The organism is Microbacterium sp. NPDC019599, assembly GCF_040632175.1.
Classification (GTDB): Bacteria; Actinomycetota; Actinomycetes; order Actinomycetales; family Microbacteriaceae; genus Microbacterium.
The window spans coordinates 162,852-176,090 of sequence record NZ_JBEYBL010000008.1; the positions used below are offsets into that span (position 1 = coordinate 162,852).

11 protein-coding genes and 1 tRNA gene are annotated in these 13,239 nt (G+C 65.0%); 4 read left to right on the plus strand and 8 right to left on the minus strand.

The genetic code is table 11. From position 1 onward, the window contains the following. Window positions 1-96 precede the first annotated feature (96 nt). Complete coding sequence (locus tag ABZ477_RS14500; RefSeq protein ID WP_360134372.1) at window positions 97-516, plus strand: very short patch repair endonuclease; 420 nt, start codon at window positions 97-99, stop codon at window positions 514-516. Window positions 517-687: 171 nt separating this feature from the next. Here the strand turns inward: ABZ477_RS14500 and ABZ477_RS14505 are convergent, their stop codons facing one another. The 6 genes from ABZ477_RS14505 to ABZ477_RS14530 form a co-directional block, all read right to left on the minus strand. Then, window positions 688-2,427 (minus strand): DNA/RNA helicase domain-containing protein, encoded by a 1,740-nt coding sequence (locus tag ABZ477_RS14505; RefSeq protein ID WP_360134375.1) that lies wholly within the window; start codon window positions 2,425-2,427, stop codon window positions 688-690. Next, a complete protein-coding gene (locus ABZ477_RS14510; RefSeq protein WP_360134378.1) occupies window positions 2,414-2,734 on the minus strand; it encodes a nucleotide pyrophosphohydrolase in 321 nt (106 codons plus the stop codon). Before ABZ477_RS14510 ends, ABZ477_RS14505 begins: the two co-directional genes overlap by 14 nt. 63 nt (window positions 2,735-2,797) lie before the next feature. Beyond that, window positions 2,798-4,309 carry a G5 domain-containing protein gene (locus tag ABZ477_RS14515; protein ID WP_360134381.1) on the minus strand — a complete coding sequence of 504 codons (1,512 nt, stop codon included), beginning with the start codon at window positions 4,307-4,309 and terminating at the stop codon, window positions 2,798-2,800. Further along, entirely contained in the window at window positions 4,306-5,748 is a 1,443-nt protein-coding gene (locus ABZ477_RS14520; RefSeq protein ID WP_360134384.1) for a hypothetical protein, read from the minus strand. The genes ABZ477_RS14515 and ABZ477_RS14520 overlap by 4 nt, the downstream gene beginning before the upstream one ends. A gap of 90 nt (window positions 5,749-5,838) precedes the next feature. Next, window positions 5,839-7,221 carry a hypothetical protein gene (locus ABZ477_RS14525; protein WP_360134387.1) on the minus strand — a complete coding sequence of 461 codons (1,383 nt, stop codon included), beginning with the start codon at window positions 7,219-7,221 and terminating at the stop codon, window positions 5,839-5,841. Then, on the minus strand, window positions 7,218-8,708 hold the full coding sequence (locus tag ABZ477_RS14530) for a DUF4407 domain-containing protein (protein ID WP_360134390.1): 1,491 nt from the start codon (window positions 8,706-8,708) through the stop codon (window positions 7,218-7,220). Before ABZ477_RS14530 ends, ABZ477_RS14525 begins: the two co-directional genes overlap by 4 nt. A gap of 595 nt (window positions 8,709-9,303) precedes the next feature. Here ABZ477_RS14530 and ABZ477_RS14535 point away from each other — a divergent pair. Further along, a complete protein-coding gene (locus ABZ477_RS14535) occupies window positions 9,304-10,434 on the plus strand; it encodes a tyrosine-type recombinase/integrase (protein WP_360134393.1) in 1,131 nt (376 codons plus the stop codon). Between the two features lie 208 nt (window positions 10,435-10,642). Here the strand turns inward: ABZ477_RS14535 and ABZ477_RS14540 are convergent. Beyond that, window positions 10,643-10,714, minus strand: a tRNA-Arg gene (locus ABZ477_RS14540). A gap of 179 nt (window positions 10,715-10,893) precedes the next feature. Between ABZ477_RS14540 and ABZ477_RS14545 the strand changes: the two genes are divergently transcribed. Further along, window positions 10,894-11,781, plus strand: a complete 888-nt coding sequence (locus ABZ477_RS14545) for a M23 family metallopeptidase (protein ID WP_360134396.1) — start codon at window positions 10,894-10,896, stop codon at window positions 11,779-11,781. A 4-nt stretch (window positions 11,782-11,785) separates the two neighbouring features. Here the strand turns inward: ABZ477_RS14545 and ABZ477_RS14550 are convergent, their stop codons facing one another. Next, a complete protein-coding gene (locus ABZ477_RS14550) occupies window positions 11,786-12,745 on the minus strand; it encodes an NAD(P)-dependent alcohol dehydrogenase (protein WP_360134399.1) in 960 nt (319 codons plus the stop codon). 96 nt (window positions 12,746-12,841) lie between these two features. Between ABZ477_RS14550 and ABZ477_RS14555 the strand changes: the two genes are divergently transcribed. Next, window positions 12,842-13,234 carry a hypothetical protein gene (locus ABZ477_RS14555; protein WP_360134402.1) on the plus strand — a complete coding sequence of 131 codons (393 nt, stop codon included), beginning with the start codon at window positions 12,842-12,844 and terminating at the stop codon, window positions 13,232-13,234. Window positions 13,235-13,239 lie beyond the last annotated feature (5 nt).

Genomic DNA, 13,239 nt, shown 5'->3' on the forward strand with positions numbered 1-13,239 from the left:
GTAGCGGACCTCGCATCGAACAGCCAGCTGACGCGCTGCGCAGTCGGCTTCAATCTAGACCGTGCTGCGCACCCGTTCCCGTGGGTAGGCTCGAGTGTGGTCGACTCCTGGGCCTCCAGCGAGAACGTGCGACGCGCCATGCTTGGCAATCGTCGCCGAGACACCACGCCCGAACTGCGCGTGCGCCGCCTCGTCCATGCGGCTGGGCTTCGCTATCGGGTTGACGTTCGACCCGTTAGCACCGTTCCGACGAGAGCCGACATCGTGTTCAGCAAGCGACGGATTGCGATCTTCATCGACGGATGCTTCTGGCACAGTTGCCCGGAACACGGCGTCGCTCCGAAGACAAACGTCGCCTACTGGCGCCCCAAGCTCGAGCGCAATCGAACGCGCGACAGAACCGTAACAACGGCTCTGCAGTCGCACGGATGGATGGTGCTGAGGTTCTGGGAGCACGAGGATCCTGGTGCCGTGGCCCGCGCGATCGGTGAGGCCTACTGGAAAGCCGCGCAATGAAGACCTGTACGCACTCGATGAGACTTACGGATTCGACACGTGGCGGCGAGCGCCGCTCCCCGACGACCGCGTCCGGCCGAGCTTGGTAAGGCGAGGCGCGCTGCATTGTCAGCGATGGCCGAGCGCCAGGGGAGGATCCGCGCGCGACGCCGTCTCAAGCACGGCCCTGATCTAGGGTCTGAGCGCATTACCGATGTACTCCCGAAGGCTCGGATCGCACACATACACGTAAGTGCCACGTATACCGCGCGTCAGCAGGACCCCGTATATGTTGCGAATGAACTCGAGAAGGTCGTCGTCGGAGTAGACGATGCCGCGCTGCTTGTTGTTCTCCTTGCCCTTGGCATCCCTATATGAGTCGCGGTCGATGTAGAGTCGCTGGGCTTCGGGATCGTAGCGGAGGTCGTTGCCGATGATGACGCCCGCGTAGTTGAGGTCGTATCCCTGCACGGTGTGGATCGAGCCGACCTCATGGATGGATCTCGGACTATTGATCCAGTCCTTCGCCTGGCTGTTCCATCGCAGCTGCAGACCGTCGAGCTCGATGTCGAACGCGTCCTTGTCGCGGTTGCTCTGCCACTCCCACGCGTATCCGGCGACGAGCCGCGCAAGACCGTGTTCGACGTTCCGGTCGAGAATTTCGCGTCGCATCGCACTGAGATCCGTGAAGAGTCGTAAGTCGTAATCGCCGAAGTCTGGTCGGTCATGGGCGTTGGTTTCGCCGCGCAGCATCCCTCGAACGAACTCCACGTAGTCGGCACCCGCCCGCACGCGCATCTGCGTCGACAAGGGGTATCGGCGGTGCGCAGATCGGGCCTCGTCAAGGACTGCACGAAGCAGCTTCTGTGGGAGATCCGCTGGGCGGACTGTCTGCTCCGCATCGAGCAGGTAGATCTGGTGCGTGCTCTGAGCGCGGATCCAGTCCAGTTGCGTCTTCGATGGATCGTCGGCACCAAAGAGCTTCTCGTTGATGGTCACGAATCTCTTGTTGTTCACACCGGACGACTGGTTCGCGCGCTGGTTAAGGCGATGCGTCTCATCGACGATGAGCAGGTCCCAGACCTGGTCAGACTCGCCGACGTCGAACGGCGTGAGAATCTGGTCCTCCACGACCTTCGGGGTCCTGCGAAAGACACGCTTGATCGACTCGCGGAGTGACTGCTGGGGGACGACGAAGCCGATCCTAAGACCCCTCAGCAGCTGGCGGTTCTCGGGCACGAAGAACTCGGCGAACATCGAGTCGGGCTCGATCTCGTCGGCGTCGTCGTAGTCCCGGATGTCGGCGAGCAATTTCAACAGGAAGATTGCGACGATCGTCTTGCCAGTCCCCGGGTGCCCATCGATGACGCTGAGCGATCGCGTGGCTGTGCTGAGATCGTTGAGCAAGCCTTCCACGATGTCTTCGACGGCGATCGCCTGCTCGGGAGTCAGCACCTTGAAGGGCGAGAGCTTGAACAGGTCGCTGTTCTCAATCTCGGGGATGCTTCGTTGGAAGATCCCTTCGGCCCGCAGCCGCTCGAAGATGTCGCGGAAGTTCTCGCGGTACAAGTCACGCTCGTAATAGCGGGCGTCGATGATGCCCTCATTGCCATTCATCACCGTGAACTGTCCGTCGCCGGCAAGCCACCGGATCAGATGCGACTCCAGGTCCAGACAGGCTGACTTGTTGAACGTCTCGTCGATGATGACGCGAACACGCCGGAACTCAGCCTTCGCGGGATTCTGCAGGTGCTGGCGCATGCGCGAGGCAGCGTTGACCGTCTCACCGACGTAGACGGATGGGGCGCCTGGCGAGCCCGTGCCATCGAGCACGTAGACGACGGGCCAGTTTCTGCGACGCTCGTCGCCGGAGGCCCAGGTCGAGATGGAGTGTGACGCGAAGTCGATCCGCTCCATCTCAAAGGGCGTCATACTTCGTGCTCCGTCCTCTCGATTGCTCGGTCGGATACTTCGCCTTGGTTACGGCAAGCTTCTCGAGCACGATGTCGTCGAGGTCAACACCCAGTCTCGCGGCGAGTAGCGCGCAGTAGGTCGCGACATCGGCAAGTTCCTCGCGCATTCGTGCCTCGTCGCCGTCGTCGCTCCATTGGAAGCACTCAAGCAACTCGCCAGCCTCAATCGAGATGCTCTTCGCCAGGTTTGCGGGGGTGTGAAACTGAGCCCAGTCCCGCTCTCGAACGAGTTCCTCCAAGGCGCGCTTTACCTGCTCACTCGTCACGGTGCGACGGTATCAGGACACTGCATGCGGACCTGGAGCACCCTGGGACCGCCCACCCCGCTCTTACCCCCAATCGCACGCGTAGCCGTCACCATCCCTGTCGAGGTCGTAAATGTCAGTCCCGACTACTCGTGCGCGCCCTCGGAAATACGCGGGGCCATTTCCGCTTCCGCCGGCGCAGTCGACATCGCTCGCACGAGGCACACACCCCTCCGCATAGTTCGGATCACAGTCCGATCCCGGCTGTGCAGGTGCGGGCGCCGTAGCGACGCCAGTTCCGACGGCAGTCACCTGGGCAACGGGCGGGGTGGTCACCTCGTCCGAGATGAGCTCACGCCCGGCCTCAACGCCGTCCACGAGCTTCACGCGATAGGTGAGGGTCCGCTCTCCGTTCTGCCCAGCGGTTGTGACGCGGGTCTCGCCGACCAAGAGCGTCGGGTCGTCGACGCGGGTCTCGGAGAAGGCCACCGGCTCCGTGACCCGCTCGTCGCGGGTCGTCGCCTTCGCAGCGAAGGTCGAGGTCAGCGCCGGCTCATCGGGACATGCGGTGAGGATGTTGGCCATTACGTCGTGCTCGGCCTGAGTGACCCATAGGCCGTAGGTCGCCTTCACCGAGATCTGCCTCGCCACGTAGGCACAGCGGAACGGCTTGTTCCGAGGGAGCCACGTCGCCGCATCCCCGTCTCCCTTCTGACTGTTGGCGGCGCCTGAGACAGCTAGAAGGTTGAGCGGGTCGTTGGCGAATGTCGCACGCTCGTCCTCGGTGAGCTGCTGCGCCCCTTTCTGCCATGCGTCAGACAACGCGACAACGTGGTCGATCTGCACTTCGGCGGAGGTGAACTCCCCGCGTTTGAAATCTATGCTCTCGCCAGTGAAAGGGTCAGCGAGGACGCCCGTCGTGACGGTGCACGTGCCGGAGCGCGCGACGTCGGTCAGATCGCGAGCGAGAGTGTCGTTGCGCGTGTCGCATCCGTTCCGATCGACATCGAGCCACCGCTGACCGAACTTCTCGCGGGCATAGTCAGTCTTGGGTGCGCGCCCCTTGATCTGCAGCGTCTCAAGCACCGCGAGAGCCGTCTGGCCCTCCGTGGCGGAGGTGTCGGTTGCGGTCCCCGTCTCGCCGGTGAAGGCAGGCACGACCGTTCGCGCGCCACTTGCTATGGACGCCTCGGCGACCGTATCGGCTGGGAATCCGGCGAAAGCCGAGGCGGTCAGCGCGCCGGCCACCAGCAGGCTGGTCGCAGCGACCGCCGTCGCCGCGATAGCGACTGCGCGGCTCGGTAGGCGCATCCATGTCGCCGAACGAGTCGCAAGTGCGACTATCGCAGTGATGAGGACGGCGAGGGCGAGAACGCCGAAGATCGGCGGCAGGAACACCAGCAGAAGGAGGCCCGCGGCCCCGACGAGCAGCCATGACCAGATCGGCAATCCGGGTCGGCCGGTGGGCGTTGCCCACGCCGTGACCCTGCCGATCGTGGCAGTAGGCAGGACGTGTTCAGTCCACTGCTGGCCGTCCCAGTAGCGGGACTGGTCGGGGTTCGATGGCTCGGGAAACCATCCGGGGGTCGCCGTCATGCCTTCGGTGTGTCCTTGCCTGGCGCGCGCTTCGGTGCGGATGCCTCAGTGGTGTCGACTTCGGTGACGTCGAACCTGAGGGCGTCGATCGTCGGCAGTCGCAGATGGCCGACGTCGGCTCCCGTAAGTGTCTTGACCGCTTCAGCCACGGAGAACGACGAGCTCATGCGTTCGGTCATCGTCGCGATGGCGGTCGTCAGAGTCGTGACTGGCGGAATGGTCACGGAGGGAACGAAGTCGGAGCCGATCTCGACCGAGGGGCGGCGCGGGACGCCATCGAAGACAGTGCCCAGTTCAACCGGCTCGAGACTCGGGATCTCGACAATCCGTTCGCAGACATCGGCGAGATCGAACTCAGGGAGATCGAATGCTGTGACGAAGCTCGAGCGCTGTACAGTCGTCACGCCTCGTTTGCTCGCTTCAAGGGCGAAGATTCCCGAATGCGTAATCGGAACGGCGCAGTAGCCCCATTCGGGATCGACCGGCATCGAGAATCCGTTGGGTCCCCTCAGATGGGTTGCGGTGGCGTTGCGGACCTCCCACGTGAAGAGCAGATCGCTTCCGCGGGGCACGACGGTGGACAGGGCGCGGAAGTCTGCGATCTCGGGTGGCTCGGTCAGTCTCTCAAGGCAGCGCGATAGATGAGAATACAGCGCCCTCGCAGGTGGCCGAAGAACGGGATCGGCGCTGAGCGCGCCGTTGACAGCCGACACCGTGTCTGCATCGAGGACGTCAGCCAGGTGCTCCGCTGTCTTTAGCTGCGGGACGCCGCGCCCCTCGCTGAGTCCACGCACGATGCACAGGGCGAGCTTGTAGACGTCGGTCGCCTGATCCTGGATGTGCGGGTTCCCGCGTGCGTGCTCATGTACGCCGACGGCCTGACATTCAGGGGCGAGATAGTAGGGGCTGTTTCGTTGATGCCTCGCTACGTCAGCAGCGGCCGCCGCGGCGTGGCAGTCCAGCAGACGGACCCTCGCGTCGACGGCAGAGAAGGCCACGCTCCTCAGGCTTAGGTCCCCGAAGACAATCCCAAGTTTGTGGAGTGTTGCGACGGCGTGCACGAGGTTCGCCAGGACGGCCAAGCGGAGGACGGCGTCGCCGCTGTCGACACGAAAGCCGGCGACGAGAGCCTGCGCGGGCGTGGCCGATAGCCACTCCAGCAGCTGCGGGCGCCGCGCGCCGGGACGCCTCCAAGTATCGGTGCCGAGAAAGAACGAATCGGGCATCGTCGGCACAAGCCACCCCACCGGCGTGTCCCCATCGGTCACCAGCTCGAGCGGCCAGGAGGCGATGCTGTCGAGTCGGGCTCGGTCGGGTGCATCCAGGGCTCGTCGGAGCCCTATGCACTGCGCCACGCCGCGTTCAAGACGCTCCCGCACCTCATGATCCAAATCCGAGTCCAGCTCCACATATGTGAGCGCGTCGGCACGCCCCGCCATCCGATGATCCGTCCGGTATTGCCGCGTGAAGGCGCCCCTGTCGCCCGCGTGCCCCAGCGGACCCACTTCCTCTCTAGCGACCATGGCCGATCATCCGTTCTGCATCTCGTTCTCGAGATCGCGAAGGACACTGTCGAGGTCGCTCGCGTCGAGTTCGGCGTCGCGCAGCGCCGAAGCGAGCTCGCTGGCCGCGTCATCTTTGTCGTAGACGAGCGTCGCGAGGTCGATGTCTCGGTTGGGCGTGCGGACCGCAGAATCTGTGACCAACCAGCCGACCGTCGCGAGGTTCTTGATCGCGCGGTACGCGCCGAGAGTGGTCGGGCCGGGCAGGATCGCGCTCGGAAGCACGAAGACGACGACAGCGGGCGTCAGTGGCTGTCCGCGCCGTCGGAATGAAGCCTCGTTGCTGCTAACCAAGGCAGCAACCCCGCGCATCGTGGCACGCATATCGACAGAGGTCGCCGAGCTGCGAGGCAGATCCGCCGCCTTCAAAGTCCCGCTCGGCCGCACGATCGGCTCAGAGAAACGGGGGGTCCCAGCCGCCACGAGCCAGGTGTACCCCGTCGTCTCACTATCGGAAGACAGGAGTGCACGATCCAGGCTCTCGACGAGCTCGCCGAGGCGCCGCCTGACTTTGCGGGGGCGGGACTCGAGTCCAGCCCCGGCGACGATGTAGACCCTGCGGAGGGGCCGGCTCACGACGGGAGCCGCGTTGACGAGCGGCGGAGCGGGCTCACTCGCCAGCGGCTCCTCGGCGCGCTGGCCAGTTCGCGCGGCGAGCAGGCTCGCATGGCTTGCGGCCTCGTCGGCGTCTCTCAATGGAACTGCCCGAACCCCTCGAGCCGGCTCGCGTCGAACAGTGCGCCCGGCGAAGAGCTCCACAATCATCGGCTCAGGGATGAGAAGAGCGGGATCCTCCTCCGCGCCCAACATCGCCTCTTCGATGGTGCTCAGCAACGCAACGTCGAGGCCGTCACGCACTGTCGCGCCGGGATTTCTTTCCGCCCGGCCGGCTCTCCCGCTCTCCCCGACGCTCTCATCGGCGTCCACTGAGCGTCCGTCAACCGAGAGCCCATGGACCTGGAGTGGAACGCCCTTCAACCGCGGAGAAGCACGAAGGGCGGCCACGCGATCCGCGACGGCGGTCGGCTGCCGGTCGAGGACCACGACACCGAGGAGAAGTTGACCGCCTGGCGCGACAGCGACATCCGGGATGCTGTCGCGCAGAGCCTTCCAGACCGGCTCGCCGACATCGTCGCTGCCACGGAGCCATTGGCCGACCGTCCGGGTGGATCGGGCTGGCCCGACGATTGTCACGCCTTCAAGACTCGGCCGGGTGGCTACACGATCGCGTGCCAGGTAGGTCGCGCTCCGAACCACGTCCTTGAGCTCGGCCGTCGTCACCACGAGGAAGAGCGCAGGCGTCGAGGACGGTGTCGCCGAGGAAGCTTCGGATTCCGGGTCCTCGGTCACAGGTCGTCCTCGCGCGGCAGGTCGTATGGGCGATGCGAGCGGCTTGCGAACTCCGGTTCCACGCCCGACGTCGCGCGGTTCCGCTCCAGGCTTTCCTGGACGTCTTCGCTCCACTTCTCGAGCGCAGCGGCGAGGATCGACTCCATCTGCTCGGCGACGTGCGCGTTCGCCGTCTTGCCGAGTGCGATCTCGCGCTGAAGCATGTCCTCGCGGACTTCCTCGCGCTTGCGCATCTCGCGGTCGCGCTGCACCTGGTCGGTGTCGACATCCGTCTCAAGCTCGTTGAGCTCGTCTTCCTGGAGACGTCTCGCGATGCGGTCATACTGGCTCTCGCCGCGGAACGCAAGGAGCGTCTTCACCGTGACGGGCATGATCTCGATGATGATGAAGAGCAGCGCGATGGCGATGTGAGCGGTACCACTGAGCGGGTTGTTCGCGGCCAGCTCGTCGAGCGCCTTCAGGCGGGCGAGCATTCCCGTGTTCTCATCGAAGGTCTTCGGGTCCTGGGCATTCGCCAGCTGTTGGCGAAGCTGCACAGCCTCGGCGCGCAGTCCCGCGGCGCATTCCGGATCGATTCCGGCGGGCGCGTCCGCGCTTGGCTCAGCGTCGGCTGGCGCGGGCGGTCCGCACAGCAGCGTCTGCGCCTCCTCCTGTGCCTCTTCGACCTTCTCCGAGTTCGAAGTCACAGCGTTCGCACGCGCCGTCTCGAGGTCGATGCGAGCTTCCGCAAGTCGCGCGGCTGCGGTATCCGCCTTCGACAGCGCATCCTGGTACTCGCGCACACGAGCCGCATACAAAGGACCTTCGCCAGCGGTGTGACTCACCAAGCTGCTGCAGTCAGCGTTGCTTCCCGCACCCTCCTTCTCGCACACCATGAGCCTGTACGCCTCGGTCTTAGTCGCGTCGGCTGTCTCGCTCGCGGCCTGGGCTTCGTCGAATTCTCGTTGGGCGGTCTCAAGCTCGGGCGATGTCAGACCCTCTACTTCACCCCGCAGGACCCTCTCGTTCGCGGAGATCTCCTCCTCGACAGTCTTGAGCCGCTGGGCCACGGGGCCGTGCTCCACCTCGTCGGTGTTGGCGGCAGCCGCAGCGACGTTATCGAGGTGAACCTGGTTGACGATCTCGCGGTCGAAGATCTGGAGTGTGAGAGGAATCGACACGACCACGCCGATCACGATCGCCATGATTAGTCGAGGAATGGCATAGAGGAGCGCCTTGGCGCCATAAATGCCCTGCATCGACTTGATGAGGAGACGGTCAAGGGCCAGGATGATGCCGCCCCAGACGACACCGAAGACGATCGCCACCGGGAGCGGCTGGCTCATCGCGTTTGCGATGGCGAAGGTCATCGACACCGCCGCCACAAGCGCGGTCGAGACCACGACGAGGCCGAGTCCAACCAGGCCGTTCTTCTCTGAACGCGCACGCTCGAGAACGCGCAGGTCCGCACCGCCCAGCACTGCGAGGGCGTCCGAGAACTTGGGCAATGCGTAGCCTTCCGCTCAGGCGAGATCCTCTTCGGAACCTCTTCGACCGATATGGAGGACGGGCGGCCTCCACAAAATGAGAACACTCTAATGGAGCGGACACTCCACCGAGACTCGGGTTACCTGCCGGTGATCTATCCAGTCCCTATGCACGCTCTATGCAGAGAATATGGCGGGATGCTGACTGCTTGCTGTGGACCGCGACTGATGTCGCGAGCAGAGCACCCGTCATCAAGGAAAGCGGTCGGTGGCGCGCGGGCAGATCGACACTTATCGCAGCCCTCGTCTGGCTCAATTGCCTACCCCCCGACAATCAGCCAGATCAGCGGTCGGGCGCGACGGAGTGCCCGGCGCGAGCGGTTGGTAAGCGGAGCGCGCCAGCGCGGAGTCTGCAAATAGCGAGTGTCGGGAACGGCGCCGTGCCCGATCGCTACACTCTCGGCGTCGGAGGGAGGCATCCGCTCCCCCACCACCGACACTTGGCGACGTTCTCCAGCATCGCCCGGCATCCGCTTTCGGCGACGTTGACGCGGTCGCTTGAGTGTCCGACACTGGCCCGATACTGACCGTCGAGCCGGCGTGAGCGGAGGTCGAGATGGGCAGCATCACCCCGTACGAAACGGCGAAGGGCCGCCGCTATCGCGTGCGGTATCGCAAGCCTGATCGCACCGAGGCGGAGAAGCGCGGCTTCACGACGATGCGCGAAGCGAAGCTGTACCTCTCGATGGTCACGGTGTCGAAGTCGAAGGGCGAGTACATCGATCCGTCTTCGTCGCGTGTCCCTGTCCGGATGTTCGCGGACAGCTGGCTGCGATCCAAGCAGCCGCCGATGTCGAAGCCCTCGTACTACATGACGCTCGAGCGGGCGTGGAAGAACCATGTCGCCCCGGTCTGGGCCGACAGGGAGATCTCGTCGATCCGGCGCTCGGAAGTCCAGGATTGGGTGTCCGACCTTGCGACGCAGAAGTCGCGCACGGTCGTTCTTCGAGCGCTCGGAGTCCTCGCCGGCATCCTCGACGTCGCCATTGACGATCGCCGCCTCGCGAGCAATCCAGCCCGGCATGTGCGCAACCTCCCTCGTCACGGACCTGGCAAGCGTCGCGTCTACCTCTCGCACGACCAGGTCGCGACGCTGGCGGCGTGCTCCGCGTACCCGACGCTCGTCCTGACGCTGGCGTATACGGGCCTGCGCTGGGGCGAGGCGACCGGGCTGCGGGTGCGCAGCGTGAACCGACTGCGCCGGCGCTTCGTCATCGAAGAGAACGCGGTCATGATCGCGTACGAGATCCACGTCGGCACGCCCAAGACGCACGAGAAGCGCTCGGTCCCCTACCCCGAGCGGCTCGCGCCGATGATCGAGCAGGCGTGCGCCGGCAAGGGCCCCGAAGGTCTGCTGTTCGGTGACGGGGTCAATCACATGCGCAACTCGGGCAACAAGGGATGGTTCGCGAACGCGGTTCGGCGCGCGCAGGAGTTCGATCCGTCGATCCCGCGGCTCACTCCGCACGACCTCCGTCACACCGCCGCATCGCTCGCGATCAGCTCGGGGGCGAACGTGAAGGCCGTGCAGCGGATGCTCGGACATGCGTCCGCCGCAATGACGCTGGACACCTACGCAGATCTCTTCGACGACGATCTGGATGCCGTCGCGACGCGACTGAACGACCAGATGCCATTGGTGGCGCTGCCGTCAGCACCGCAGACTCGCTACGCCCGACCGCAGTAGCCCAGAGAGCAGATTGCTCAGCTTTTCGACGAGGCAGATTTCGCCCGAAACGTTCGATTTCGGTGCTCTCAGACGTCCTGTGCAGGCCGTTGAAGGAGCCGTTTTCGGTTTGCCGAAATTCTTGGAATGCGGGCAAAAAACGGGCAAAAACCGATTCTTGAGTGGTCTGACCAAACAAGAATCCCTGGTCAGAGCACAAAACAGGCAGTGCCCCTGGAGGGACTCGAACCCCCAACCGTTTCCTTAGGACGGAACTGCTCTTCCATTGAGCTACAGAGGCTGGCGGCATCCAGTCTACGGTGACGCTCCCACTCCCCCGACACTCGCGCGCCCGCAACGAACCGGCGCCCCTATACCGAAGACGCCCGGACAGTCGTATCGTGTCGGCTGACAGCATCCGTGACCGGGGGCCAGGGATGCGCACATCGCACTTTCCCATCGCGAAGGGAGAGCATCGCCATGTTGCAACGACCGTGCGGCGCGCCCGTCAGCAGGTTCGGGTCATTCCAGGAGCACCTGGACAGAGACTCACCGGAACCAGGCGTCGACTATGCGGCCGCCTACGGGACGGACATCCTCGCCGCCGAAGAGGGAACCGTCGACGACATCAAGCGGACCAACGACGGCGCCATGGGACGCTACGTGCGGGTCTCGCTCAAGGACGGCAGGACCGTCCGGTACCTGCATCTGTCGGAAGTGCTCGTCGAACTCAATGCCACCGTCGTCCGAGGTTCCCTCCTGGGCCGAAGCGGCGGCAGCGGGGAGGGCGAGGACAGGCACTACGACTCACACGTCCACGCGAGCCTCTGGACCGGCAAGGCCTGGCAGTCGGACCTCGTCGATTTCGAACTGAACGCAGGCGGCGCCGCCTTCGCCGGCCGCATCGCATCACCGACAAGAGTGGAGGACGACGACATGATCGCACTGAAGATCAGGTCACGTGGCAAGGTATTCCTCTGCGCCCTCGGGCCAGGCATATTCCGCCACTTCATCAGTCAGGACCCGTTCGAGAAGATCAAGAACATCATGCGGATCCAGGACGACTGGCAGGAGATCACCCTCAACGAGCTCAATCCGCTGCTGCGCACCTACGGCTGCGACCTCAAGATCTGGGACGTCCGCAACGGCGACTTCGCCGTCCTCGACCCGCTCAACGGAACGATCAAGCCCGGCAACATGTGGTCCGCGGCCGGAGCCGTCCGAGCCGCGATAAACGGGCTCTTCGTCCCGGTGATCGACAACGACCCTGCTCTCGAAGAGGATCAGCGCTTCCGGGACGACTTCGAACGCAACTTCCCGGGTCTCGAGCCGGTCGCCCCGGTGGACGTCGACCCCAACATCTTCTAGGCCTTCACTCGTCGCGGACAGCGACGACGATCTTGCCGAGCGCTCGGCCCTCACCGTGGCGCTCGAGCGCGGACGGCACGTTCTCGAGGGGATGGATGCTGTCGATCCGCACTCGCACGTCACCATTCAGGATGCTGTCCGCCACCGGTGTGAAGTGGGCCGGACCCTCGCGCACGAAGAGCACGCCGAGGCGCGTGCGCGACAGCATCCCGACGATCGTCCCCAGGGTGAGCAGGCGGAAGAGCGCTCGCGTCGACCCGCCGACCATGAAGTACCGCCCGCCCGGTGCGAGAGCCCGCCGGTACGCGAACACGGAGCGGTGCGCGACGAGGTCGATCACGACGTCGTACGGACCGGTGCGGGTGAAGTCCGCCGCGCGGTAGTCGATGACGTCGTCGGCGCCGAGCTCGAGCATGAGGTCGAGCTTCGCGGCCGTGTCGACCCCCGTGACGTGGATGCCGGCGGCCTTCGCGAGCTGGATGGCGAGGGAGCCAGTGCCTCCGCCGGCGCCGTTGATCAGCATCCGCTCCCCCGGCTTCGCCCGCGCGACCGCCTGGACCGCGATGGCGCCGGACTGCGGGAGGGTGGCGGCATCGGCGAACGAGAGTCCGGCCGGCTTGACCGCGAGCATCGACGCCGGCGCGATCGCGTACTCGGCGAAGCCGCCCTTGAGCTGCAGGTTGTCGCCGTAGACCTCGTCGCCGACGCGTAATTCCGCGACGTCCGAGCCGACGGCGGCGACACGCCCCGCGATGTCGGAACCGAGCACACGGCGACGCGGCGCGAAGAGCCCGCCGATCCGTGCGTAGCCGGGGCGACCAGTGAGCGCCTCCCAGTCGCTCAGGTTGATCGACGTCGCGACGACCTCGATGAGCACGTCGCGCGGCCCCGGCTCGGGGGTCGGAAGCTCTTCGAGACGCAGGTTCGCGGCCGACCCGTACCGGTCGTAGACGACGGCTCTCACGCGAACAGTCTGGGCCATGCTGCCCTGGGCATGCGAGGCCCACGCGATGCTTGACCGCAATCCCGCGGCATCGATTTACTGTCACCGGGAGGGCATGTGCATCCGAGTCTGCTGGAGACGCTGTCGGCATGGCTGCTGGTCGTCGCATTCACGATCTCGCTGGCGTACGAACTGTGGCGGGCCACCGCGAAAGCCGGCACCTCACGACATGACTCGCTCCCGGCGTTCCTGATCCAGGACCTCTGGCTTTACCTCGTCGCGGCGATCGTGATCGTGCTGCTGTTCACCGGAGTCTCGTTCGCCGCGTGGGTGGGCCTCGTCTTCTCGGCGCTCGTCGTGCTGGTGTCGGTGTTCTACTACAACCCCGTCATCATGCTCGAGCGCAAGCCGGGGCTGATCGACTGGGTCGAGGACCTCCTCTACACAGGTCTCCTCTTCGTCGTCGTCGCGTTCCTCGTGCTCGAGGTCGCGGGCTTCAGGCTCAGGTAGCCCCT